The sequence below is a fragment of the Rhodospirillum centenum SW genome (assembly GCF_000016185.1).
Classification (GTDB): domain Bacteria; phylum Pseudomonadota; class Alphaproteobacteria; order Azospirillales; family Azospirillaceae; genus Rhodocista; species Rhodocista centena.
The window spans coordinates 3,927,790-3,952,866 of sequence record NC_011420.2 but is presented as its reverse complement, the minus strand read 5'-3'; the positions used below and the strand labels follow the sequence as shown (position 1 = coordinate 3,952,866).

At 70.7% G+C, this 25,077-nt stretch carries 21 protein-coding genes; 10 read left to right on the top strand and 11 right to left on the bottom strand.

Translation table 11 applies throughout. From position 1 onward, the window contains the following. Window positions 1–238 precede the first annotated feature (238 nt). Complete coding sequence (locus RC1_RS18180; protein WP_041785537.1) at window positions 239–1,186, bottom strand: hypothetical protein; 948 nt, start codon at window positions 1,184–1,186, stop codon at window positions 239–241. An 854-nt stretch (window positions 1,187–2,040) separates the two neighbouring features. Between RC1_RS18180 and RC1_RS18175 the strand changes: the two genes are divergently transcribed. Next, window positions 2,041–2,940, top strand: a complete 900-nt coding sequence (locus RC1_RS18175; RefSeq protein WP_012568916.1) for a replication initiator protein A — start codon at window positions 2,041–2,043, stop codon at window positions 2,938–2,940. Here RC1_RS18175 and RC1_RS18170 read toward each other — a convergent pair. Together RC1_RS18170 and RC1_RS18165 are read right to left on the bottom strand one after the other, a co-directional pair. Then, on the bottom strand, window positions 2,912–3,889 hold the full coding sequence (locus RC1_RS18170) for a heme-dependent oxidative N-demethylase family protein (protein ID WP_012568915.1): 978 nt from the start codon (window positions 3,887–3,889) through the stop codon (window positions 2,912–2,914). The genes RC1_RS18175 and RC1_RS18170 overlap by 29 nt on opposite strands. A gap of 73 nt (window positions 3,890–3,962) precedes the next feature. Continuing rightward, window positions 3,963–5,612, bottom strand: coding sequence for an MFS transporter (locus tag RC1_RS18165; RefSeq protein WP_012568914.1), 1,650 nt, complete (start codon window positions 5,610–5,612; stop codon window positions 3,963–3,965). Window positions 5,613–5,987: 375 nt separating this feature from the next. On the opposite strand from RC1_RS18165, the gene RC1_RS18160 reads away from it, so the two are divergent. The 8 genes from RC1_RS18160 to RC1_RS18130 all read left to right on the top strand — a co-directional run bounded on the left by RC1_RS18160 (window position 5,988) and on the right by RC1_RS18130 (window position 12,519). Then, window positions 5,988–6,980 carry a KpsF/GutQ family sugar-phosphate isomerase gene (locus tag RC1_RS18160; RefSeq protein WP_012568913.1) on the top strand — a complete coding sequence of 331 codons (993 nt, stop codon included), beginning with the start codon at window positions 5,988–5,990 and terminating at the stop codon, window positions 6,978–6,980. A gap of 292 nt (window positions 6,981–7,272) precedes the next feature. Continuing rightward, window positions 7,273–8,406 carry a hypothetical protein gene (locus tag RC1_RS18155; protein ID WP_012568912.1) on the top strand — a complete coding sequence of 378 codons (1,134 nt, stop codon included), beginning with the start codon at window positions 7,273–7,275 and terminating at the stop codon, window positions 8,404–8,406. Continuing rightward, window positions 8,403–9,830, top strand: a complete 1,428-nt coding sequence (locus RC1_RS18150; protein ID WP_012568911.1) for a hypothetical protein — start codon at window positions 8,403–8,405, stop codon at window positions 9,828–9,830. The genes RC1_RS18155 and RC1_RS18150 overlap by 4 nt, the downstream gene beginning before the upstream one ends. Window positions 9,831–9,835: 5 nt before the next feature. Beyond that, complete coding sequence (locus tag RC1_RS18145; RefSeq protein ID WP_012568910.1) at window positions 9,836–10,192, top strand: hypothetical protein; 357 nt, start codon at window positions 9,836–9,838, stop codon at window positions 10,190–10,192. Between the two features lie 8 nt (window positions 10,193–10,200). Beyond that, window positions 10,201–10,764, top strand: coding sequence for a hypothetical protein (locus RC1_RS18140; RefSeq protein ID WP_012568909.1), 564 nt, complete (start codon window positions 10,201–10,203; stop codon window positions 10,762–10,764). Continuing rightward, window positions 10,764–11,279, top strand: coding sequence for a hypothetical protein (locus tag RC1_RS18135; RefSeq protein ID WP_012568908.1), 516 nt, complete (start codon window positions 10,764–10,766; stop codon window positions 11,277–11,279). The genes RC1_RS18140 and RC1_RS18135 overlap by 1 nt, the downstream gene beginning before the upstream one ends. Window positions 11,280–11,294: 15 nt before the next feature. After that, complete coding sequence (locus RC1_RS21905; RefSeq protein WP_012568907.1) at window positions 11,295–11,471, top strand: hypothetical protein; 177 nt, start codon at window positions 11,295–11,297, stop codon at window positions 11,469–11,471. Window positions 11,472–11,625: 154 nt separating this feature from the next. Further along, entirely contained in the window at window positions 11,626–12,519 is an 894-nt protein-coding gene (locus tag RC1_RS18130; RefSeq protein ID WP_041785535.1) for a GNAT family N-acetyltransferase, read from the top strand. 22 nt (window positions 12,520–12,541) lie between these two features. On the opposite strand, the gene RC1_RS18125 is transcribed toward RC1_RS18130, so the two are convergent. The 5 genes from RC1_RS18125 to RC1_RS21900 form a co-directional block, all read right to left on the bottom strand. After that, window positions 12,542–14,296: an ABC transporter ATP-binding protein gene (locus RC1_RS18125; RefSeq protein WP_012568905.1), complete on the bottom strand. Its 1,755-nt coding sequence runs from the start codon at window positions 14,294–14,296 to the stop codon at window positions 12,542–12,544. 100 nt (window positions 14,297–14,396) lie between these two features. Continuing rightward, window positions 14,397–15,095, bottom strand: a complete 699-nt coding sequence (locus RC1_RS18120; RefSeq protein WP_234703796.1) for a Crp/Fnr family transcriptional regulator — start codon at window positions 15,093–15,095, stop codon at window positions 14,397–14,399. 94 nt (window positions 15,096–15,189) lie between these two features. Beyond that, a complete protein-coding gene (locus RC1_RS18115) occupies window positions 15,190–15,933 on the bottom strand; it encodes a TfuA-like protein (protein ID WP_012568903.1) in 744 nt (247 codons plus the stop codon). 46 nt (window positions 15,934–15,979) lie between these two features. Continuing rightward, complete coding sequence (locus RC1_RS18110; protein ID WP_012568902.1) at window positions 15,980–17,224, bottom strand: YcaO-like family protein; 1,245 nt, start codon at window positions 17,222–17,224, stop codon at window positions 15,980–15,982. Between the two features lie 103 nt (window positions 17,225–17,327). Further along, the gene (locus tag RC1_RS21900) at window positions 17,328–17,492 is read right to left on the bottom strand and encodes a hypothetical protein (protein ID WP_184446253.1); all 165 of its coding nucleotides are present in this window, start codon (window positions 17,490–17,492) and stop codon (window positions 17,328–17,330) included. A 225-nt stretch (window positions 17,493–17,717) separates the two neighbouring features. Here RC1_RS21900 and RC1_RS18105 point away from each other — a divergent pair, with 225 nt between their 5' ends. Beyond that, window positions 17,718–18,050 carry a ribbon-helix-helix domain-containing protein gene (locus RC1_RS18105; RefSeq protein ID WP_012568900.1) on the top strand — a complete coding sequence of 111 codons (333 nt, stop codon included), beginning with the start codon at window positions 17,718–17,720 and terminating at the stop codon, window positions 18,048–18,050. Window positions 18,051–18,135: 85 nt separating this feature from the next. Here RC1_RS18105 and RC1_RS18100 read toward each other — a convergent pair whose 3' ends face one another. From RC1_RS18100 to asnB, 3 genes are all read right to left on the bottom strand, one after another. After that, entirely contained in the window at window positions 18,136–21,105 is a 2,970-nt protein-coding gene (locus RC1_RS18100; RefSeq protein ID WP_184446251.1) for an ATP-binding protein, read from the bottom strand. A 361-nt stretch (window positions 21,106–21,466) separates the two neighbouring features. Further along, complete coding sequence (locus tag RC1_RS18095; protein WP_012568898.1) at window positions 21,467–22,699, bottom strand: outer membrane beta-barrel protein; 1,233 nt, start codon at window positions 22,697–22,699, stop codon at window positions 21,467–21,469. Window positions 22,700–22,950: 251 nt separating this feature from the next. Next, window positions 22,951–24,894 (bottom strand): asparagine synthase (glutamine-hydrolyzing), encoded by a 1,944-nt coding sequence (asnB, locus tag RC1_RS18090; RefSeq protein WP_012568897.1) that lies wholly within the window; start codon window positions 24,892–24,894, stop codon window positions 22,951–22,953. Window positions 24,895–25,077: the final 183 nt, after the last annotated feature.

The following is a 25,077-nucleotide window of genomic DNA, read 5'->3' as shown; positions in this document are numbered from 1 at the left end:
CGCAGGACAAGGATTCCGGGCGGATTTCTGGACCCTGAATCCAGAACCTAGGACCCCCTGCCCCGACAAGGATTCGCCGCCTTGATGGCGTGCTTCCCGGCTGCGTCTCCGTTCCCCCTCCGCCCCTGGCAGTCAGGCGTTCCCGAACCAGGTCAGGGCCTGCCAGCGCCTCTGGAACGGCCCGTTGACACCCACGCGACCGTCACGGTCCAATGTCGTCATGAACGCCGATTCGTTCTCAGGAGGGCGACGCCCCCGGTTCGACGTGCAATCGGCCCGGCTGGCCACAGGGGGCCGGGCGGCGCGGCAGGAGAGGCGTCAGGTTTCTCCCCGCGCCCTCTACCGTCGGCTGCTCGATGATCTGAAACGCCTCCATGGCATGCTTGCCGATCTGGAAGGTGGACTGGCCGGCGAAGTCCGTCTCGACCCCGACCTGCCTGAATCGCACTTTCTGGCCTTGCACCGCTTCAAAGGACTGCGCCCCCTTTTCGAGGAGGTTGAGTTCTTCATCGCGGTCATCGCTACCCATGCGGAGGGGCTGGACCCCCGCAAGCGGCGCAATGCCGACGAACAGCTTGATCTGCTCCGGCGGCGTCTGGCGAGACTTCATCTCGAAAGTGCTGCTCCGCTTCTGCGTCTGCTGGAACGCAAGCATGAGCCCTTGCCGTTGGGTACCCGTTATGTTCTGGAGTCCTGGCTCTCCGGTCTTGACCGCATGGAGCAGGATCTGGTGTCCGCCCGCGCCCAGCCAGACTGGCCAGCGCTGGATGCGCTTCTGGGCGAGGTCAGAAGCCTTTCCCTGGCGCTTCATCAACGGGCGCCCGATCTTCCGGATTTCAGCGCCGCTGCGGAAACCCCGGCTCAACAGCCCGTTCTGCCCCCCCGGTTGCCGGTCACTCACCCGCCTCACCCGGCTCCCGCCGTTGCTGACCGGCATCCGGTTCCCGAGGTGGTTACCCTGGTTCTTCAACGGCGGGAAGGAGCCGTTTTCGTCGATGGCTCCAGCTCCGGACCCCTGATGGCGGAGATCCACCGTCTCGGGCTGGGGCCGGCCCTGGTCGACGTTCTCGGCGTCCGCCCGGCGCTTCTGCCCATGCTTCTGGCCGGCCATGATCCGATTCCCCTGGATCGCATCGATCCGGCGGTCGCCTTCCTGCGTGATGCTCTGGGTGAACAGCGGTTCCATCTTGTCCGCCCTTGACCTCTCCCCTCCCCTTCTGTCCCGGCCCGGTTCGAGGTTTCAGTGACATTCCCTCCGGCCCCATTCTCTTCCGTTCCGATAGGGATTCGTGGTTTCGGTGACATCCCTCTCCGGGGCAGGCATGTTGCCCCGAGTCGCAGTCACTTCCGCCCGAGTCGTTGAACCCCGGAGCCTCCGGCGCTTTCCCGGTCATCCTTCTGGCAGGGATCCCTGCCCCGGTGTCCCGTGCCGGTCTGGAACCGCTGAAACCCTGTCAAGCGTGCGGAGGCGCGACGTGTTGAGCCTGTTAGATTCCGTTAGGGAGTTACAGGGTTTTCCAGTTACGGGCCGGAATCCGTTTCTGGAATCAAGAGCCTACGGCGATTTGCGTCGCCCAAACCGCGAGCGGGGGTCGCTGAAACAGCGAACCGGCGTGTCCGTAACTCCGAGTTCGGGTGCCCGAAGCAACGGGCTGGCGTGCCCCATCCAACGATCCCGGATTCCGCGTCGCCGAACCAACGAACGCCCCGACCCCGCGGATTCCCGGCCCTGTCACCGTTCCAACGAAGCCGGGTCGCCGTTCCCCCGTGTCCATGTCACTGAAACAACGAGATTCCGGCCCGGTGCTGGCGGTCCCGGAGGGGTCTGACCACCAAATCTTCGTTGTTTCGGTGACGTTCGCACAATCGCTTGTGGACAGCCCCGAACGTCTCGACCCAAATTTCCCGGACCGAGCATCCGCCTGCCGTCCATTCCGTTCGTTGTTTCGGTGACGGGGGGCAGGTGGCCCCGTCGTCCCCCGGACCGTCGTCCCTGGGTGCCGACCCTGATGAAAACCGCAGAGTCGTTGGATGGGTGACATGATGAAGACCATCGAAGAGGCGCATCAGCTTTCCCTCCTCGACAGCCCGCTGATCGGCAGCGTCAAGAATGAACGCTCGATCATGGTCTACAACTTCTTCGCGCTCACGAAGGAGAAGCGGCTGGATCCGATCCGCTATCAGGACGGCAAGGTCACGATCGAGGTGAAGGGCACGGATGCCGGCATCGCCACCATCTACGACAAGGAATTCCTGATCTACATCGCCTCGCTGATGGTCGACAAGATGAACCGCGGCGAGCCGGTGAGCCAGGTCTTCAGCTTCTCCGGGCACGATTTCTTCCGGGTCTGCCGCGTGTCCGCCGGGGGCAAGTCCTACGACCGCATCTCCGGGGCGTTGGAGCGGCTGCAAGGTACGCAGATCAAGACCAACATCGAGACGGGCGGCGAAGGCACCGACGAGTGGTTCAGCTGGCTGAAGTCGGCCAAGGCGGAATACCGCAAGAACACCAAGGGCGAGCGCGTCCTGAAGCGGATCACGGTGGAGCTGTGCGACTGGCTCTACCGCGCCATCCTCAAGGACAACCGGATGCTGACCTACGATCCGGCCTATTTCGACCTGCCGCCGCTGGAGAAGCGCCTCTATGAGATGGCGCGCGCCCATTGCGGCAACCAGCCGGGCTTCAAGATCAATCTGGAGAAGCTGCGGCTGCGCGTGGGTGCGGAGACCGACCTGCGCCAGTTCCGCTACAAGCTGGCCAAGATCGCCGAGAAGAAAAGCCCCCTGCCCGAATACGGCTTCAAGCTGATCAACGACCCGAATTCCGAGGGCGGGACCAAGGGCCAGCGCACCCAGCTCAAGAAGATCATGGTCGTGTTCTGGCGCATCGACCGCTGGCGCGAATACGACGTCAGCCGCTTCGAGACGCTGGAGGACTGATCTCCTCTCCGGCGGCGCGTCGGTCGAGCACGGCCAGCGCCGGTTCCCGCGTCCGCAGCAGTCCCTTGTAGCGGGCGCTGTCCTCCGGCACGTCGCGCAGCACCGCCGCGAACTGTCGGGCCTGGGCCGGCGACAGCCGGGAGAGCGGCCGCTGGTAGGTGCGGATGCCGAAGACGACGGCACCGCTCTCCGGCAGGGCCAGCAGGGTCTGCCGCTCCACCCGCAGCAGCAGACGGTCCCCCGCCGTCGCCGCGGTGATCCCGGCATCCGCCGGCAGATGGGCCGTCTCCCCGGGCTGGAACAGGGCCGGGTCGTCGTTCAGGCTCCAGTTCGTCCGCCAGACGCCGCGCCCCGGCGCCAGCGTGTCGAAGAAACGGTCCACCGGTATCGCCAGCCGCTCGGTATAGCCCGGCACGGGCTCGTGGATGCCGGGCAGGCCGCGCCCCGCCTTTTCCGCCAGCCGCCAACGGTTCGGGAAGCAGACGATGCCGGCGGCCAGCCGCCATGCCCCGGCCTCCCGCCGCAGCAGGCACAGGTCCTCCGGCACCAGCAGGCAGGCCGTCTCCAGCGGCGGCGCCTCGGAGACGTCCAGGGATTCGCCGGTCAGCCGGTTCAGCAGCATCCGGCCGTCACGGGCGTAGAGGGACGGAAAACGGGCCGGCAGATGCGACGCGAGCCGGTGCAGCAGGTCCCGCGCCGCGACCTCCGTCCCGGACGGTGCCAGCAGAACCTCCGCCCCCCGCTCGCGGAGCAGATGCCGCCGTTCCGCCAGCAGGTCCGGCCAGGTCGCGTCGAGGCGGATCCAGTCTGCCGGGTCCAGATGGCGCAGGCCCATGCCGATCCGGAAGCCGTCCGTATCGAACGGCCAGGGCATGTCCTCGGGCGGCAGCGCCGCCGTCGCGGGGTCCGTCGCGGGATCTGGCGCGGGGTCCGGGTCGGCATCCTGCATGGCGCCATCCTGCCGGCCACGGCGGTGCCCCGCAAGACCATGCCGCAGGGCCGGCCCTGCGGGAACGGCGTCCCTATTCCGGAGCGGATGTCATTGCGCCCGTGGAACGACCGCGGGCCGGGCCGACGAAATGCTCCACCTGCGGGGTCGTTCCGGGTTCGCAAAGAGCCATGATGGCCTCTTGCAGGCGCCGGTCCGCCATCGTTACGCGGTCGTGCTGGCGCAGATGGTCCAGCCAGTTCGCGGTGACGAAGGTTTCCAGCCAGCGGCCCGGCCGGGCCACATCCTCATAGACGGCCCAGTCCACCGCACCGCCGCGCCGGCGGCTGGCCTCCAGATCCCGCATGTGACCCAGGAAGGCGGCCGTGCCGGCGGCCGGGATGCGGTATTCCACCGTCACCAGGGCCGGGCCGCGGTCGGGGGCGGGCTCGGCATGGACGGGCGGGGGTTGCCAGTGGGCGGAGGGTACCAGATCGCCCTGGTCCATGGCGCGCAGGGGATTCCATGGCACCACCCCGAGGCCGAGGATCAGACCGGCGGCCGCGGCCAGCAGAGCCGCAGGGATGCCGTGGCTGGCGGCGACATGACCCCAGAGGCTGCTGCCCGCCGCCATGGCGCCGAAGAAGACGACCAGGAACAGCGACAGACCGCGGGCCTTGACCCAGCCCGGCAGGGAGGTCTGGCCGGCGACATGGAAGCTGGACAGCACCGTGATCCAGCCGGCCCCGGCCAGTGCCAGGGCGATCCCCGCCGCCGCCGGCTGCCGCAGCAGCGCCAGCGCCACGGAGACGGCGGCGAACAGCACTGTCGCCCCGACCGACAGCCGGTTGTTGGAGAAGCGCCGGCGCAGCCGCGGCAGCACCAGTGCTCCACCGACGGCCCCGGCCCCCAGGGCCGCCAGCAGGAAGCCGTAGCCCGTCGCGTCCAGCCCCAGCCGGTCCCGCGCCACCACCGGCAGCAGGGCCCAGACGGCGCTGGCGGAGAAGAAGAAGGCCATGGCCCGGACCAGCACGCGGCGGAAGTCCGGGGCGGAACGGACATAGCGCAGGCCCGTGCGCATGGCGCCGAAGAACGGTTCCCGCGGCAGCCCGCTGGAGGGGACCTCGCGTCGCCAGGTCAGCAGCACGGCGATGACGGCGAAGAAGCTGACGGCGTTCAGGACGAAGACGGCCACCGGCCCCGACGCCGCTACGATGAAGCCGCCGACCGCCGGGCCGATGGCACGGCTGACATTGATGGAGAGGCTGTTCAGCGCCACCGCTGCCGGCAGTTCCGACCGCGGCACCAGTTCCGGCACGATGGCCTGGAAGGCCGGGGCGGACGCGGCGGCCGAGACGCCGATCAGGAAGGTGAAGAGCAGCAGCACGGGCGGCGTCACCAGCCCGGCCAGCGCCGCCGCCCCCAGCCCCGCGGCCGCGGCGGCTCCCCAGAGCTGGGCCTGGATCAGGAAGCGGCGGCGGTCGAAGATGTCGGCCAGCACGCCCGACGGCAGCGCCAGCAGGAAGACCGGCAGCGTCGTCGCCGCCTGCACCAGCGCCACCATCAGCGGGCTGGGGGCGAGCGTCGCCATCATCCAGGCGGCACCCACATCATGCATCCAGGTGCCGACGTTGGAGACGAGCGTCGCCAGCCAGAGCGCCCGGAAGACCGGACGGCGTAGCGGGGTCCAGGCGCCGACGGGTTGGTTCCCCGTGCCGGGGGCTGTGGTCGTCGCGGTACTCATGGCCGGGCGGCGTCCCCGTTCCCAGCCATGCGGACCGTGCAGATGCGACCCGCGTCCACCACCCTGCCGGGAAACTCCACGGCCATGCCGGCACCACCGTGGCACCGTTCCGGGTCGCCCCGTCCCATCGCTCCGCTCTCCGTAAAAACCGCCGTTTCCGGCGCCGTTGCGCCGCCGGATCGGGCAGCAGGGGGCGCGTCGCGACCGTCTCTGTCAACCGGTGGCGGCCGCGGACCAGGGCTGTCCCGCGGCGGGTCTGCGGGCCCTTCGCTGGATGGGAAGCTGGGGCGCGCGCGGCGGGGGCTGTGCCGGTCCGCGACATGCGGTAAACCCTGGCGTAACCCGGCGTCGGTTAACAAGAGGGATTGTGCCCCCGTGTCCGCTTACGACCCGATCATCGCCTCCGCCCGCGATCTTCTCCACATCGAGGCGAAGACCGTGCTGGCCCAGGAGCAGAGCCTGGACGACGGTTTCCTGAACGTCGTCAATCATATCGGTACACGGGACACGAACACGCTGGTGGCGGGGGTCGGGAAATCCGGCCTGATCGCGCGCCTGCTGGCCAGCAAGCTGGCCTCGGTCGGCACACGCGCCTGGTATTACAGCACGACCGACGCGCTGCACGGCGAACTGGGCGGGCTGCGGCCGGACGATCTGCTGATCCTGCTGTCCAACAGCGGACAGACGCGCGAGCTGGTCGATCTCGGCCGCTGCGCCATCCAGCGCGGCGCCCGCGTCGCCGCCATGGTCTCCCGCGTGCCGTCGGCGCTGTCCCGCATCGCCGACTGGACCCTGCGCGTCCATGTCGAGCGCGAGGCGACGGAGACACGGCTGCCGACCGCCAGCACGGCGGCCATGCTGGCCCTGGGCGACGCGCTGGTGATCGCCGTGGCGCGCCGGCGCGGCTTCACGGTGGACGAGTACGCCCGCAACCATCCCGGCGGTACGCTGGGCGTGGTGCTGGGCTCCCGCGTTGCCGACCTGATGGTGAAGGCGCCGGGCGGGGTGGCCCTGGTCACGCCGGAGACGTCGGTGGTCGAGACGCTGCTGGCCATGACCCGTCACCCCAACGGCGCCGCCCTGGTGGTGGATGCCGACGGCCGTCTGGCCGGCATCGTCACCGAGGGCGACGTGCGCCGCGGCCTGTCCGCCCACGGCAAGAATTTCCTGGAGATGGATACGCGGGCCTGCATGGGCGCGGCACCGCGCACCTGCGGGCCGTCGATCACCGCGCTGGAGGCGCTGGAGATCATGGAGACGCCGACGCAGATCTATGTTCTGCCGGTCGTGGATGGAGACGGGCGTGTGCTTGGTCTGATCCGCATGCATGACATCGCCGGTCTTGAAGTTGAAAAAACCCTGGGCTGACCATCACCCATAGAAAGCCAGTCCAGGCGAGACAGAACATTTGCATCCTCCGGACATATTTTACAGTTAACACATTAATTCATCGCCGTTGACAGTCCATTAACAGATCAGCCGCCATATTCGGCGATCCCGGCGATAGTTTTTCTTGAAACGAAGCAATGCGCCCCTTCCAAAGAAGCGGGCCCCTCCTGTATGGTTATCTGCAATTTTATCTATCTGACCGTCCGGCGGACGCATCCGCACTGCCCGGGGCCGGACGGCGGAGCGATGACCCGGAGGTCATGAGCGTTCCGTGAGTGCATCGGCGCCAGTTTCCAATCCTCAGGTCGGCGTCATCCAGGGACGGCCGTCCACCTTCGCCGAACGGGGCGTCTGCGTCCCCTTCACGACCCCCATTCTGGCGCAGGCCCGCATCCGGATGGATGCGCAGGAGCGGCTGGAATGCCTGCTGCCCGGGTTCTCCGGCGGCAAGGGAACCTATGTGTTCGGCTGGAAGGCGTTGCCGGAGGTCATCCGGATCACGCTGCACGACCGCGCCCTGCACCGGGAGATCCTGGAGACGAAGGCGAACGCGCCGGACACGATCCGGCTCTGCTCCTTGCAGGTGGCGGCGCGCGGCTTCGCCGGTCTGGCCGCCGCCGCCCAGGCCAGGCAGGCACTGGCGCTGGACCGCGACTACACCGTCCTGACCAACTATGTCTTCGTGCTGGAGCTGCTGAAGCTGGTCGGGACCCGGGCTCCCGACCTTCTGCGCGCAGGCCTGGACAGCGAGGCCATGCGGCAGAAGGCGAAGGCAGCCCTGACCCGGGTGGCGGAAGGGTTCGGCATGGTGCCGGACACGCTCTACGGCCGGGTGGAGGAGCTGAGCACCCTGCTGACGCCGCTGGGCCTGCCCCAGGCGCCGCAGCCCGGCCGCCTGCGCCAGCTCATGCACCGGCTGGAGTGGTTCCGCGACGATGTCGCCGCCTGGGCCGTGACGGAGGCGACGGAGGCCGAGTCCCTCGCCCGCTTCATGGCCGAATGCGCCGACCAGACCCTGACGATTGCCGCCGCCCGGCTGGCCCGGGTCGATCCCCTGCTGGGCCGGCTGCGTCCTGTCGTGACCGGCGAGGAGAAGACACTGCGCGAGGTGCGCTCCGGCGTCACCAGCCTGTCCTGGCTGCTGGACGGCTGGGACTACATCTGCCAGCACTGGGAGGACAGCCGCGCCCAGTCCGACGACGTGCAGCGGCTGGCCATGTGCGAGCTGTTCCGCATCGCCCCGATCATCCCGGTGCAGGAGCTGGCCGCGAACGAGAACTTCGACATGGACGACCTGCGCCGCGTACAGCGGCGCTGGGTCCGCGCCAACCAGGACTGGCGCACGGGCGGGCTGGACTACGATGCGATCCGGCGCATCGAGACCGTGAAGGCGAAGCTGGCATGAGCGGGCAGAGCCAGGAATGGAGGCAGCTTGCCGCCTCGGCGACCGCCCTGACGGACTCCAAGTTCCTGAAGATCGTCGAGCTGTTCGAGAAGGTGCGCCACCGATCGGACATCGCCGACGCCATGCAGGTCATCCGGCCCCGCATGACGGAGTTGCGCCCGCCCCGCCGGCTGCTGCCGATGCGCCTGTTCTTCCTGCCGGTGGAGGACCTGCTGGACGACATCGGCACCTACCATCGCCGGCTGTCGCGCATCTCCCGTGCCACCCTGGACCCGTGCTGGCGCATCGTCGCCGAGCGGCTGGGCGCAGCGCGGCTGGACCGCCTGGAGGTCATCCTTGCCGGGGTGGACGGGCACGATGCGGTGGCCCTGGTGCGGGAGGGCGAGGCGCTCTGGCGTGACGGTGCCAGGGCGCTGGGCGATGCGCTGGACGAGGCGCACCAGAACCAGAAGACCCGCATCCGCCTGTTCGGCCGCGACGACGACGTGCTGCGGCAGGTCGCGGTTCTCGTGGCCGTGACCGGGATCGGTGCGCCGTTGCAGTCGGTGAAGGCGCGGTTGCCCGACCGGCCGGTCCAGGCCCTGGCCGAGTTCCATGTCGAGGTGCTGCGCCGGACGATCAAGGAACTGGCGGCCCAGGACATCCGTAGCGTCGCCCCCTTCCTGCTGGCCCTGTCCGCCCGCATGCTGCGGCCGGGCGACCTGCTGACCGTGCTGGCGGACACCCGCCTGGACGCCCCGCAGCAGGAGAAGGACGCGGTGGCACGGGAGGTCGGTGTCTTCGCCCTGGAGAACCTGCTGCGCCAGTCCGGATCGGTGCCGCGGATGCTGAAGGAAGGGGTGGCCGCGCGCGAGATCGCCACCATCGCCGAGCGGCTGCTGGACGGCTTCGAGTCCATGACCGCGACCTTGCAGCATCCCGACCAGCGCAAGATGGTGCGCCGGGTGGATCAGGCCCGCGCCGTCATCTCCGAGGCGATCCTGGAGCGCGTCATCGGTCCCGCCGATCACGAGCTGCTGGGGCATGTGCTGGCTGCGGCCGAGCGCGACCTGATCCGGCCCGATCTGCTGCCACGGCCCGCCACGCCGGAGGAGATCGCCCGCGCCGAGGAGTTCGCCCGCGCCTACCGCCGCTGCGCCCGCATCGCTCCGCAGGTCGGTCTGAAGCCCCAGATGCAGGAGAAGACGGCCCGGCTCTGCCACACCGTGCGGCGCGCCACCGAACAGCTCGGCATCCTGGCGCAGGCGCCGGAGACGACCGCCGCGGACGCCGCCACCGCGGACGAGCAGATCGTCTCGCTGCTGCGGCTGGTGGAGATCGTGGCCGGCCCCGACGAGGCGGAGCACATCCTGCTGGACTGGCAGGAGAGGCTGGGCGTGGGCGCCGCCGGAGATACCCCCCTGTACCGGGAGACGGACCTGTGAAGGAAATGCGGACCCTCAGCTTCAGCGAGCGGGAGGTGATGCAGGCGGTGCTCGACCTGATGCGCCGCCAGCGTCAGCCCCTGCCCAGCGGCCAGCTCCTCGGGATGGAGCTGGAGGATGATCCGGTCGCCGCCACCCTGCTGGTCGAGGACGATTACGGCGCGCGCACCACGATCCGCCGCACCGCGGCGGAACTGGCGGCGTCGCTGGTCAACTACTGCATCGACCGCCGCATCCGCCTGCCCGCCTCGGGGCGCAAGTTCGTCCAGGTCATCGGTGGCTCGGTCAATCTGGTGATCTACATGGACGAGCCGGCGGCAAAGCCGCGGCCCGCCCGCCGCGCCCCGTCCGTCCTGGGGTGAGCGGCCCCATGGGCGGCATGGTCATCACCGATTCCATGGCATTCGCGGCCAGCTCGCTGCTGGCCGCGGTGGTGCTGCTGGTCATCGCCTATGCGATGAAGGCGGCGGCGGCGACGCACACGCGGCGCAAGGGCCTGCGCCTGCGCGGCATGGCGAAGGACCTGGAAGGACAGTGCGCCGGTCTGGAAGCGCGGCTGGCAGAGGTCCAGGCCGACCTGCGGGTTCTGGAGGCGGAGGAGGCCGCCCTGGTGATCGAGACGACGCAGGCCCGCCGGACCTGCACCATCGCCGCCCAGGACACCTTCGAGATCATCCACGAGGTCGGCACACCCGGCAGTGGCAACGCCGCCTTCGACGTGGAGATCCTGCTGAGCCCGGCGGCGATGAACCAGGGCCCGGCGGCAACGCAGACCGAGCCGCGGGTCTGGAGCCGCCGCAACATCGCCCGCATCTGGGCTCCGTCGCCGCAGGAGGCGCTGCAACTGGCCGGGCGGGTGTTCCCCGTCCGTTACGGCTATGTCATCACCCGCTTCCTGAACGCCTCGATTCCCGGCTTCGCGGAGCCGACGTGATGGAACTCCTGCTGTTGGGCGCGGCGCTGGCCGCCATCTATGTCGCCGCCGTGAAGATGGTCCAGGCCAACCGCGCCTACGGCCGCTCGAACGAGGAACTGCGGGTGCTGGCGGCGCGGCCGGTGGAGCTGGCGCGGGCGAAGCAGCGGCTGGAGGGGCAGATCAAGGACACGGCCGACCAGATCGGCCGCGTGGGCATCCGCATCGAGCATCAGAAGGCCGAGAAGGCGGCGCTGGACGAGGAGCTGCAGCGCCTGCGCGAGCGCGCCAAGGACCGGATCTACGTGATGGAGCGGGTGATGCAGCCCGGTCAGACCCTGTGGGAGCTGGTGGTCTCCAACGACACCCAGTTCCGCGACGTGGGGGACGAGGAATACAGGTTGTCCTGGGCGCGGGGCCGGCGCTATGTCGTGTCCGCGGCCACCGAGCGGGATGTGCGCCGCCGCGCCGAGCTGAAGTTCCTCGGCAGTCAGGGCTTCCGGGTCCTTCAGGTGGAGAGGTCGGCCCGCTTCTGAGGGGGCTGTCGTTCCATGCTGCTGAAGGCCGTTCTGGGCACGATCGCCCTCTATCTGGCGCTGCTGGCCCGCAGCGCCTGGAAACAGGGGGAGCTGGCGCAGTTCCTGCGGGCGCTGGGGATCGTCGTGCTGCTGCTCGGCGGCATCGCCCTGGTGTCCTGGACCTGGATCTGGCTGGACGGGCGCGGCTGACCCGCAGTGCCGCCACCACCGTGCGGACAGGCAGCGCCGGACAGGGGGGCGCCGCCCGCCCGGACCCGTTCCCCCGCGGCATCCGCTGCATTACCATGACCTCATGGTGGAAAACCCTGCGGCGTTTCCCTTCTCCGGCCGGGCTCCGATGGCTATGGCCCCGATCGATCCGCGGCCGCTCAGCCCCGGCCTGTGCGCGCTGTGGCGCGAGGTGGTGGCGGCCGAGTTCGGCTGGGAGCAGGACGGGGCCTTCCTGACCGTGCCGGCCCTGACCGGCGGCCGCGTGCTGTCCTACCTGCCGTTCCTCAGTTACACCGACATGACCCCGGCGGCGGCGGAACGGCTGGCCCAGGAGGCGGGGCCGCGGCGCCACCTGATCCGTGTGCTGGACCCCGATGCCCCGCCGCCGTCCGTCGGTGACCCGGTCACGCTGCGCGCCTCGCTTGTCGGGGTGGATGCCGATACGCTGTGGAGCCACCTGATCCCCCCGGTCTGCCGCAACCGGGTCCGCCGGGCCGAGAAGGCGGGCATCCAGGTGCAGCAGGGGCGCGATCCCGAGATGGTCCGCCGTTTCACCGTGCTGCTGGCCGGCACGCTGGCCCGCCATGGCGCGCCGATGCTGCCGCCGACCCTGGTGCAGACGCTGGTGCGGGAGACGCGGGCGGAGATTCTGCTGGCGGAGGCCGCCGGCCATGATCTGGCCGGCATGGTCGTCGTGCCGGACGGCGATCTGCGCTGGGTGCCCTGGATCGCCACCGACCGGCGCGCCGCGGCGGAGGCGCCGGGCGACCTGCTGATCTGGCACCTGCTCTGCGAGTGTCTGGTGGACAGGGTGCGCACGGTCGATCTCGGCCGCTCGCCCATGGGCGGGGGCACCTTCCGCTTCAAGCGCAAGTGGGGGGCGGTGCCGGTTCCCCTCCGGCTGGTCGGGGCCGGCCGCCTGCTCCAGACCCGCTACATGCTGGCGCAGCAGGTCTGGCGCCGTCTGCCCCGCCGCCTGACCGACGAGCTGGGGCCGAAGCTGGTGGGCTATCTGGTCGATTATTAGCCTGTCCGCCCCGGCCCGGTGGTCAGGATACCAGCCGCAGCGGATCGGCGGCATCGGGGACGACGCGGCCGCCTTCCACCCGCAGCACCAGATCGGCACGGCGCAGGGTCGCCAGCCGGTGGGCGATGACGAAGGTGGTGCGGTCCCGCATCAGCCGGTCCAGGCTTTCCAGGATCTCCGCCTCCGTCGTGGCGTCGATGGCGCTGGTCGGTTCGTCCAGCACCAGCACCGGCGCGTCCATCAGGAAGGCGCGGGCGATGGCGATGCGCTGGCGTTCCCCGCCCGACAGCCGCGTCCCCCGTTCCCCCACCCGCGTGGCATAGCCGTCCGGCAGGGCCATGATGAAGTCGTGCGCGGCCGCCTGCTTCGCGGCGGCGATGATGCGCCCGATCGGGGCATCGGGATCGCCGTAGGCGATGTTCGCGGCGATGCTGGTGGAGAACAGGGTCGGGTCCTGCGGCACGACGGCGAACTGGCGGCGGAGGTCACGCAGGCGGATGTGACGGAGATCGTGCCCGTCCAGCAGGATGCGCCCCTCCGTCGGGTCGATCTGGCGCATCAGCAGGTTCACCAGGGTGGACTTGCCCGCCCCGGTCCGGCCGACGATGCCGACGCAGGTCCCCGCCGGGATGTCCAGCCCGACGCCGGCCAGCACCGGGGTGCGCGGGTCGTAGCGGAAACCGACCCCCTCCAGCCGGAGATGGCCGCGGGCGCGGGCCAGCGGTTCGGCGTCGGGCGCGTCGGTCACGGCCGGCACCGCATCCATCAGCGCGAAGGCGCGGGCGGCGCTGACGAGCGCGCGCTGCTGCCCCGTGATGTGGCTGCCGATCTGCTGCAGCGGCGCGTAGAGCTGGGCCAGATAGCCCATGACCAGGAGCAGTTCGCCCAGGCTGAGGCTGCCCGCCTGCACGCCGCGGGCGCCGAGATAGAGGATGGCCGTCGTGCCCAGGCCCGAGGCGAGACCGAGGGAGACGGTCAGCAGTCCCTCCACCCGGATCACCCGCTGGCGCTGCCGGAAGGCGGTCCCGGCCGTCGTCAGGAAACGCTCCGTCTCCGCTTCCTCCCGCCCGAAGGCGGCAACCAGCCGGCTGGCGGCCAGCGTCTCCTGCGCCACGGCGAAGGCTGCCCCCTCCCCGTCCTTCACCGTTGTCCAGCGGCCGCGCAGCCGGGTCTGGCTGAGATGGATCAGCACGATCACGGGCACCGCGGTCGCCAGCGCCACCCCCGCCAGAGCGGCGTCGATCCGCGCCGTGACGGCCAGCACGCCGGCCAGGGAGACCAGCGCCACCGCCATCGGGATGATGCCGTAGAGCGCCGTCCATTGCAGGGCCGGCGCATCGTGCTGGATGCGGTGGGCCGATTCCTGGCTGCCGCGCTCGAAGGCCCCGCCCGGCAGGGTCAGGCCCTGCCGCAGCAGCCGGCCGCGGAAGTCCAGCACCATGCGTTCGGCCAGCCAGTCGCGCAGCATCCAGTCCAGATAGTGGTGGGCGGCGGAAAGCAGGGCAAGACAGGCCCCGGCCAGGACCGCCAGCCGCAGCAGCCGGTCGGGTGCCGCCGCCACGGCGGCCGGGACCAGTCCGGCCAGCCAGCCCGGGACCGGATGGCCGGCCAGCACATGGTCCACCACCAGGGTGACCGGGATCGGCAGCACCAGGGTGATCGGCAGGCCCAGCAGGCCGACCAGCAGCACCGCGGCCAGATGTGGCCTGAACGCCCGCGCCTCATGGAAGGCACGGGCATAGAGGGCGGCGGCGCCGCTGGGAATGGGGGGCGTCATCGGGGGCATCCGGGACAGTGCATGCCCCCAGTTGCGACCCAGAATGGTTAATGATCCCCTGAACGGGCAGGCATCTACCTCTCATGCGCGGCGGCGCGGCTCAGCCGGCGAGCTTCTCCAGATAGGCCGTGTCGTGGACGATCAGGTAGCCGCTGCGATAGGCGATGGCGCCGTCGGCCTGGAAACTCTTCAGGGTCTTGTTCACGATCTCCCGCGATACGCCCAGCATCTTCGCCAGGGCATCCTGGGAGACGAAGGTGGCGATACGGATGCCGTCGGGCGTCTGCCGGCCTTCACTCTGCGCCAGCATCAGGATGCGCTTGGCCAGCCGCCGGGGGACATTGAGGAAGACCGTGTCCTCGATGATGGCGCTGGTCCAGCGCAGGCGCTCGCACAGCACCGTCATCAGCCGGATGCAGAGGTTCGGCCGCGCCTCCAGGAAGGGCAGGAAGTCCCGCCGGTCGATGCGCAGCAGGTCCGCCGGTTCCGCGGCCGTCACGGTGGCCGTGCGCTCGCCGCCGTCAAGCATGGCGATCTCTCCGAACACCTCGCCGGCGGCGAGCGTGTTCAGCAGCATCACCTTGGCGTCCTCCGATTCCGTGTGGACGGCAACCCGGCCGCGCAGGATGGCGTAGAGGCAGTCGCCCGGATCGCCCTTGGTGAAGATGCGCTCGTCCGGGGCGAAGCGGCGGACCTGGGCGAAGGCCAGCACCGCTTCCATCTCGGCAGCATCCAGGATGCCGAACAGTCGGTTGCGCCGGAGCACGGCGATGTCGATGCGCTTTGTGTCGCTGGGCACGGGCGTCACGCTGGCCGCGGAAACGGACCCCTCCGGCGGGGCGGGCGGTCCGGCCCCGCCAGCATCCGCTGGCGGGGCCTTCGACCGCAAGACGTCATGCGGCTGCACCCAGGATCGGCCGCGCGGCCCGCTCGAACAGGGTCGTGTGCTCGAACGGGAAGAGGACCGTGGCCGGGGTCCAGGGCCGCTCCAGCGCCGCGCGCATGGTGCGCAGCATGGCGACCGCATCCTCCCGCTTCTGGTCGGCGCGGCCCGTGGGCAGCCACGCGCGCAGCGCCTCGACCTCGGCCCGGTTCACGCCGGCGGTGGCCGCATCGCGGAACAGGCGGGCGTAGGTCCGTTCCTTGTAGGGCAGGGCCTTGGCCATGGCTTCCAGGTGGCGCCGGGTGCCCGTGCCGATGATGCCGCGGCCGAAGGCATCGGACAGGGTGCGGCGGATGTTCACCATGGCTTCCGACAGGATGGGATACCCGATCTCCGCCGGGCCGTGCGTCACCGCGACCTCGTCATCGTCCTCCAGCCGGCTGTCGGCGAAGGCTTCGAACACGGCGCCGACGCCGTGCATGCCGAAGGGGTGCAGCTCCGCCGCCCGCAACGCCCCCATGCTGGCGCTGCCGTAGACCTGCACGCCCTTGGTCAGGGCGAACAGAATCTCCTTGTGCCAGACCGACGGCACGTTCTCGAAGAAACCGTCCACGATGCCGATCGCCCGCGCCCCGTCCATCACCGCCCGCAGCACGTCGCCCTGGGCGACCGGCGGGCGGTAGTCCGCTGCCAGGATCTCGCGGGCATCGGCCAGGGCGAGCGTGGGGCCGAGGAAGACGATGGCGTCGGACATGGTCGGTCCTCCCTTTCGGAGCGTGTCTGTCCCGGTGCGGGCCGGATCAGTGTGGGCGGTACCCGGCGGCCGCGCGGCCGCGGGCGCCCAGGACATAGTCGGGCGAGCTGTCCACCCCCTCCAGCCCGGGCGCCAGCACCCGGACCACGGGGATGCCCAGCTCGCGCCGGGTCAGATCGACGACGACCGGCTCCTCGATCCCGGCGCGGTCCAGCCGTGCCAGCAGCGCGTCCAGGTCGTTCCGCAGGGAGCGCCCGCCCCAGACCGGCACCGCATTGAAGTCGCGCATCGGTGCGCCATGGCGGATGCGGGCCAGCCAGGTGCGCTGGAGGGCAGGATCCAGCATCCGTTCGTAATCGACCCGGGCCATGTCGTCGCGGGCGCCGGAGATGAAGGTCAGCCGGCTCTGCGCCGCTTCGGTCAGGGCCCGGGCCAGGGCGATCTCGCGCACCAGATGGGTGCCGCAGCCGATCGCCGGCCGGATCCCGGTGGCGTGCTCCCCCTCGGCCTGCACGATGCGGCACAGGAAGGTCGGCACGCCGATGTCGGAGGTGATCTCCCAGACGCCGACCTCGACCCCGGCGCGGGCGAACCGGCCGATCAGGTCGCGGCAGACCGGATCGGCCACCGTTTCCAGATCCAGGCGGTCCTCGTCCTGCGCCTCCTCCGGCTTCTGGTGCCAGAGCGTCAGGGCGTCCCGCTCGATCAGTTCGCAGAGGCCGTGGATGACCGCTTCCAGCGGGTGGTTGCCGGAGGCGAGGCCGTTGGTATTGGCCTGGAAGCAGCCATGGCCCGACGGCAGCGGCAGCGTGTAGTTGGTGTGGACCATCTCATAGGGGACCCAGACGCTGCGGTCACGGGTCAGGCTGCGCCCCTCGATCCAGAGCATCTGGGTATGGGGCGTGTAGCGGCTGCTGCTGAGGCGCGGCAGCCGGTCGGGGTCCACCATCGCGTGGGAGTAGCAGAGATCCTCGAAGGAGCCGATCTTCAGCGGCTGCACGATCCGCTCGGCGTGCCACGCCTCGACGGATTCCATGAGGCCGGACGCCTTGGCCGCCGCGAGCGTCACCCCCTTGCCCTGGGATACGGCGAGGGAGCGCGAGTTGGGCCGGTTCACCATCACCACCGGGATGCCGACCGTGTCCAGCCCGGTCAGGGTGGCAACACGGGTGATCCCGAACATCGGCAGAAAGCGCTTCAGCCGCGCCACCGTCTCCTCGGCGGGGACGATCCGGCGCCAGGCGTCGGCCTGCAGGATCGGGTCGGCACTGTCGGCGGGGAGTCCGGTCATGGCGGCGGCTCCGGCTTCGTCGTGCGGGGGGGGGGGGGGGAGGCGGTCGGCGGCGGCCAGGCGGGCGGTCGCGGCGTGTGGTTCCGCCGCGACCGAGCCGGGATCACGCCTCGCAGACGATGGCGCCACCGAAGTAGTCACCCTCGCCGCCGCTCTGGCCGACAAGGACGACAGGCTCGGCGGACGTGACGGGTTCTTCGACCGTGACGGCGGAATCGGCCTCGATGGCGTAGAGGCGGCCGTCGGCGCCCCGGATCAGCATGGACATGGGTCACCTCGCAGGAAGGCTGGAGCAACTGGTCCGCGGCGGCCGGAGAAGGGCGGCGACGAGGCCGGCCCGGCCCGGCGCCCGGACGACTGCATGCTTAATCCCGTGACTGCACGCAGGCGTGTGAACTGCTTCACACGATCCTATGCAGGTGACCTTCTATGATCGGCGACCGTGATGGCAGCCCCCCAGCGTCCCGCGCTGCCTCAAGGTCTGGAGGCCAGGATGAACGCACCGAGCAAGCCGCAGAAGGTCCCGATCTATGAGCCCGACGCCCTGGAGGTGGACGGCCAGCTCATCAGCCACAATGTCTGGGTCAACGGGCATCGGACGAGCGTCCGTCTGGAAGCCGTGATGTGGAAGAGCCTGCACGAGATCGCGGAGATCGAGGGCACGACCATCCACCAGCTCATCTCGATGATCGCCGCGCGGCGGCACGAGACGTCCACCCTGACCGCGACCATCCGCGCCTTCCTGGTCGCCTATTTCCGGGCGCTGCACGTCTCGGGCAAGAAGGGACCGCTGCTGTCACAGGTTCTTGGCGACGCCAGCGCCTGACCCTGACCGGAGAGCACCGGACAGCACACAAAGGGGGCTGTCCGGGGGTCGTTCTGTCTACGGCAGGCCCCCCGCGGACCCTGGACTAGCGGCCGGCAGCCGGGAGCGTGGCGAAGCCCGATCCGATCCGGGCATGCAGCCCGTCGCACTGGCCCAGCAGCGTCGATAGACCCAGGGAGGAAGCCCAGGTGCGGGCCTGGGCCAGCATCTCCTGCGAGCGGCGGGCATCGCCCAGCTGGCCGGCATGGCGGGCGGATTCCAGGCCGGCCCGCACGGCCACGAGGCCCTGGTGCCGCCGCTCCGCCAGCGCCAGCGCGGCATCGGCATCCCGCAACGCCTCGAAGTGGTTTCCCAGCCGGCCCATGGCCTGGGCACGCAGCAGAAGAATGTGTGCCTCGTGCGCTGCCGTCCGGCGCTGGCGCACCTGCGCCAGCCCCTTGTCGATCTGGCGCACGCCCTCCTCCGAACCGTCGAGCGTGACCGTCACCAGTCCGGCAAGTGCCGTGGCAAGCCCGTAATGGATGCGCGACCCCGTCTGCTCCATGAGCAGGAGGGCGCGCCCGGCATAGCTCGCCGCCAGCTTCCAGCCTCCCGTGAGCAGGTGATCCTCGGCAATGAAGGTCCAGCAGAAGATGCGGGTGAAGGGGAACGGGCTTTCGGCGGCGTGTTCCTCGGCCGCGGCCAGGTGGCGGCGGGCGGCGTCGATCTCGCCGATCTCGATCAGCCCGCGGGCCAGACGGAGGTCCAGCATCATGTGGCTGTCCAACGCCCAGTAGCGGCCCTGACGCTGCCCGTTCTGCGCGGCCATCGCAGCGGCATGTCGCAGGATCGGCAGGGCCGCACGGACATTGCCCGTTTCCAGCAGGATGTTGCCGTGATGCAGTTCGACCTCGAAATGCGGGTCGCCACCGCCTTCGGCGGCGCGTGAGGCTTCGACCGCGTGTCCGGCCGACGTTACGGCGTCCCGCAGGCTGCCATAGGCCCAGTCGAAGGCGGAGCGCAGCAGCCAGGCGGCGCATTCCCGGTCGGGATCGCCCAGCGCCCGCGCGATGTCGATGGCCCGGTCCAGCACGTCCGGCCCGTGACCCTCCACCCCCAGCGGCATGGTGGCGCGGGCCAGCATCAGACGCAGGTCGAAGGCACGGGCCGGGTCGTTCCCTGCCCCGCCCAGCCGGTCGTGCGCGTCCACGGCCTTGCCGAGGAGATCGACCGCTTCGGAGGTGAGCGAAAGCTGGAACGCCTCCAGCCCCGCTTCCCCGCCGGCCTCCGCCGCCTTGGCCCAGGCCTCGCTCCGGTAAGCGTGGCGGGCGATCGCCGCCTTGCGCCCCGCCAGATCGGCGAAGTCCGGTGATTCCAGCAGCGCGACCAGGCGGTCGTGCGTCGCCCGGCGGTCGCGGCGGGTCAGGGTGGCATAGGCCGCCTCATGCAGCAGCGCATGGCGGAAGGAGTATTCGAGCCGCGGCAGCAGGCGGGTGTTGTCCAGGAAGTCCGCGTCGGCCAGCGCCGTCAGGATCTCCACCAGGGCGGTCCGGCCGCAACCCACGAGTGCCGCCAGCAGGGCGGCGTCGAAGGTGGCGCCGGCGACGGAAGCGGCCAGCAGCACGGTGCGGTGCCGTTCGGGCAGGGTGTCGATGCGGGCCGCGAGCAGCGCCTGCACCGTCTCCGGCAGCCGGTCGTCGCCCAGCCCGGCCGGCCGGTAGTCGCCGGGAATGCCGGTCAGCCGGCCGCTGACGACCATGCCGCGGACGCATTCCTGCAGGAAGAAGGGATTGCCCTGGGTCCGCCGCACCAGCGAGGCGCGCAATTCGTCCAGGGCGGGGTGCGAGCCGACCAGCGCGGCGGTCAGTTCTGCCGCGGCATCGTCGGGCAGCGGCGCCAGTTCCACGACCCGCACCCCGTCGGGCAGCCAGGACGGCACCTCCCGGGCGGTGCCGAGCAGGAACAGCGGCAGCGCCCCCACCAGCGGCACCACCCGGTCCAGCACGGCGGCGGCACTGCTGCCGGCCCAGTGCAGGTCCTCCGCCAGCAGCAGCAGCGGTGTCCGCCGGGCCGCGGCCCGGACCAGATCGCCCACGGCTTCGGCGGCCAGGACCAGCAGATCCTCCCCCTGCGCCGTGCCGCAGCGCTCTTCCGCGGGCAGCAGCAGGTCGGCCAGGGCCTCGGCCGCCACCTTGCGCGCACCGTGCCCTTCGATCAGGCGGAGCAGCGGTGCCCGCGTCTCCGGCAGGTCGCCGTCGAGCAGGGCCGTGACCAGGTCGTGCAGCGGGTCGGCCACGCCGACGGGCTGCATCGCGTGCATCCGCCAGTCGACGACACGGGCACCGACCCGCCAGGCGAAGGCGGAGACGGCTTCGGCCAGCCGGGACTTGCCCAGGCCCGCCGGCGCGGCCAGCAGGCAGGCCCCGCCCTGACAGTCGAGCGCCCGGGCGACAGCGGCCTGCAGCTCACCGAGCACGTCGTCACGGCCGAACAGGGGCGGGTCGTCGTCCGCCCGGCGGCGGCGGTGGCGCATGGCCAGAAGAGTGAAGACGCCGACTTCATCCTTCGGCAGGACGGCGAAGCGGCCGACCAGGGCCAGTTCCGCCCAGTCCTGCGCGGCGACGGCCGTCGGCTCCGACAGTCGCACGCCGTTTTCCGGTGCCGTCTGTTGCAGTTTTGCGGCCAGATGCACCGTGCGGCCCACCGCGGGGGCACGGTCCTGCCGGTTGAGCGCGCCGGAATCCCAGAGAATCTCGCCCGAACTGAGCCCGACGCGCACAGCCACCGGATCGGCATCGCGCATGCCGCTGCGCGCCTCCCGCACGATGGCGTCGGCCGCGAAGCAGGCGCGGACCGCGTGATCTTCCAGGCTGTTGGGGGCGCCGAACACGGCCAGGATACCGTCGCCCAGGGTCTGGCAGACGGTCCCGCCGTAGCGTTCCACATGGGCCGACAGGGTGCGCAGCACCCGGTCCAGCCGCTCCTGCGCATCCTCGGGGTCGGCGGCGGCGACCATACGGGTGGAGCCCACGATGTCGGCGAACAGCACCGTGGCCATGCGCCGGTCGGAGCGCACGGCGGCTTCCCCGCCGGTCATTCCTGCCGGCGCGGCCCCCGCCCCCGCCCCGGGGCGCGCTGTGCTTCCGCTCGTCGCCATCCGACCCGCATCCCGACCGCTCTACCGGAGGTCCGACCGCTCACCCGGATTCGGGATCATGCTGCCGCCCTGTCTGGCCGGTGAGTGACACCGGACCCGCACCCGACCTATTCCGGACGGCCGATGGCCCTCCGGCTTCAGGCCAACGCAGCATACGATAGCATCCCCTTTCCGGACTGTGAACACCGGAGCATGGGCGTTGTCGATCCGGCTCGCGCGCGGATTGCAGTGCTGATCCGATAACTGCGCAGTCCGGCAGAAAAGGGGGCGGCGGCGCGCGTCAGAGCAGGCCTGTCAGGCGCAGATACACTATGTTGCGATCATAATCGATGCCCGACAGATTTGAGTCGCGGTTCGTGTAATCGTACCCCCCTTCAATCTGAAAATTGCGGTTCACCAGATACCGCAGGCTGGCGCCCAGGCTGATGACGTCGTCCGTGCGGTCGATGCGCTCGTAGTCGTTCTCCAGATATCCCGCATATCCACCGATCAGGAGATTGCGCAGCAGCTCGTGGTCGATATCGATCCGGAACAGGGTGGCGACGTAGGCGGAGGCTGCGTCGGAGGTCGTCTCCTCCACCGTGTTGGACGCGGTGAACGCCAGGCTGGTCAGGGTCGTGGGGTTCCAGGCGAGGCTGGCGCCGTAGGTCAGCCCGTCGGCCGTCGGGAAGGCGGGATTGTCGTAGTCCTGGGAGCGGTAGCCGGCGAAGATCTCGCCGCTGGTGACGCCGCCGAAATCCAGCGCCACGCCGCCGGTGAGCCGGTAGCCTTCCGAATCACGCCCGACCTCCCGCTCGTAACGGCGCCAGTTGTAGGCGGCCTGGATGAAGCCGGCGAGGTTCGGCGAGGTCGCGTAGCTGAGCCGGGCGGCCACGCCGTATTCGTCGCGGTCGCGGTCGTCCTGGTCGATCACGGCCCCGCCGGGGGCCGGGACATCGTTGAAGTCGAATCCCCGGTAGTCGGCCGTGAGCCGGGCGCCGAGCCGGGCCAGCGAGCGGTCCAGGGTGGCCGAGGCGGTCCACAGGTCGTACTCGGTCGGTTCCAGGCCGCCGGCTTCGTCGGGCGAGCCGCGGTCCTCGTGCAGCCGGGCGAAGCTGGCGCGGCCGGTCGCGGTGGTGCCGCGCAGGATGTCCAGCCGGCCGTCCAGGGCAGCGACGTAATCCTCGTAATCCTCGCTGCCGTTGTCGGCGTAGCGCCCGATCTCCGCCGCGGCCCGCAGGTTCAGAGCGTGCCGGTTCCAGTCCGACTGGAGGCGCACCTGCGGGCTGGCGATGTAGATGACATCGTCCACGGTGCCGCTCTCGTCGGCGAAGATGTTGTCGTCGTAGCGGCCGCTGAGGCTGATCTGGGGATAGACCAGGAAGGTCCCGGCACGCAGCCCGGCCGGGTCGAAATCAGGCCGCGGCCGGTTCTGCACCGGAATGCCGCGGACCGGGTCCCCCGGGGTCTGGGCCGTGGCGGCGCCGGCCGGCAGGATGAGGGCGGCGGTCAGGAAAAGCACGCTCTTGCGCATGGATGACCTGCTTCGTGGTGCGGCAGGGCGAATATTCGCGCCCGCTGGACGTCCAACGCGCTCGCTATCATCCGGGCTCCAGCGGCTCAAGCTGGCATATGGACGGGTCCTTTTTACGCCGAAAGGGGTAACGCCGGGTCCGGGTGCAGGGAAATACGGTCGGGAACGCGATTCGTCTCCGCCCCGCACGGTTTCCATTCCGCCAGTACTGGCGGAAGAACCTGCGGGAAAGGCTGCGCCCCGGCGGCCGGTCAGGTGGGCCCGGCCTTGGTCCAGGCGACGTAGGACAGCACCGTCCAGAGCGCCTCCCCATGTCCGGCGGCCCCGTCCAGATGCCGGCGCCAGACGGCCAGGACCGGCTCCGGGCGCAGGCCCGCCGCCTCCAGCACGGGCGGCGCGAGCAGCGGTTCCGCCCAGTCCCGCAGCGGCCCCCGCAGCCAGTCCCCGATCGGCACCGTGAAGCCGGACTTCGGGGCGTCCACCAGGGCGGCGGGCAGATAGCGGCGCAGCAGGCGCCGGGGCAGCACCTTTCCCTGCGCCCCGGCGACACGCAGCGCCGGCGGCAGGCGCCAGCCGAAGGCGACGACGGCGGGGGCGAGGAAGGGCGCCCTGGCTTCCAGGCTTGCTGCCATGCTGGCACGATCCACCTTCACCAGCACGCCGTCGGGCAGATAGCCGAGCGCGTCCGCGAGCTGCATCCGGGCGACGGCCGGCAGGCCGGGAGCGATGGCCGGAGGTTCAAGACCGGCGCCGGGAACCGCCGCAAAGGGCAGCGGATCGGCCAGCAGGGCAGCGGGATCAGGCCAGCGTGCCAGCAGGCTGTCATGCAGGTCCGCCATCGTGCCGGCCTGCAATGCCGTGGCCAGCTTGCGCACCCGGTCCGCCAGCCGCCGGCGCCCGACCAGGGGGCCGATCAGCCCGTCCCAGACGGTGGGCGGCAGGCCCAGAAGGGCGGTCCCGGCCAGCCGTCCCGCCGGTCCCGGCAGGCGGCCGCGCAGCCGGTCCAGCCGCTCGGCCCAGATGTGCCGTTCGTAGCCGGCGAAGACCTCGTCGCCGCCGTCGCCGGTCAGCGCGACCGTCACCTGCCGCCGTGCCAGCCGGGAGAGCAGCAGGGTCGGAAGCTGGGAGCTGTCCGCGAACGGCTCGTCATAGATCGACGGCAGGGCCGGTACGAGGTCCAGCGCATCGCGCGCCGTCACGGTCAGGGGGACGTGCTCGGTGCCGAGGTGGCGGGCCACGGCAGCGGCGGCGGCCGATTCATCGTGGCTGCGCTCGGCGAAACCGATGCTGAAGCTGATCACGGGCCGGCCGGCCCGTTCCCGCATCAGGGCGGCCACCAGACTGCTGTCCACCCCGCCGGAGAGGAAGACGCCCAGCGGCACGTCCGCCTCCATCCGGGCGGCGACGGACTCCGCCAGCACCCGGTGCAGCGCGTCGGCCGCAGCGTCCGGATCGTCCGCCGGCAGCGGGTCGGCCAGACCCTGGCGGGCCACGGCCTCTGCCGACCAGTAGCGCCGTTCCGCCGGCGTTCCGTCCGGCCCGACCTCCAGCAGGCAGCCGGGCCGGAGCTGGCGGACGCCGCTGTGGATGGTCAGCGGCGCCGGGATCCAGGAGAGGCGCAGGTAGCGCGCCAGCGCCGTCGCGTCCAGCGGGCCGGCCAGCCGGGCGAAGTCCGGATGGGCGCGCAGGGCCTTCAGCTCCGACCCGAACAGCAGCAGCCCCGGCCCCGCCGCCCAGTAGAGCGGCTTCTCCCCCAGCCGGTCGCGCGCCAGGGTCAGGCACCCGCGCTCCGGCTGCCAGACCGCCAGCCCGAACATGCCGTCGGCGCGATCCAGCGCCGTGTCCAGGCCCCAGCGGGCGATGGCTTCGACCAGCACCTCCGTGTCGGAGCGGGAACGGAAGCGCACCCCCTCCCGCTCCAGTTCCCGGCGCAGGGCCGGGTGGTTGTAGATCTCCCCGTTGAAGGCGACGGCGACCCGCCCGTCGGCGGAGAGCATGGGCTGGTGACCGCCGGGCGACAGATCGACGATGGCGAGCCGGCGGTTGCCCAGCGCCACCCCGGCCGCCGGGTCCGCCCAGACGCCGCCGTCATCGGGGCCACGGTGACGCAGCCGATCGGTCATGGCCGCGGCCTCACCCTCCAGCGCCGCTGCGGGCGCGCCTCCGAACCTCCAGACACCGGCTATGCCGCACATACCGACCCCGCTCCGGGAAAGCCCCCCGACCGGCGGCGACCGTGGCAGCCCGCCCCTCTCCTGGCAAGTCCCGCGCGGCGGAACCCGAGACCGTCGTGACCATTCCCGGGAGAGGTAAGCGGGGCGGCTATGCCTGCCCCGAAAGCGTGGTACAGTGCCGCTGGAAGACCCTGGCGGAGACTG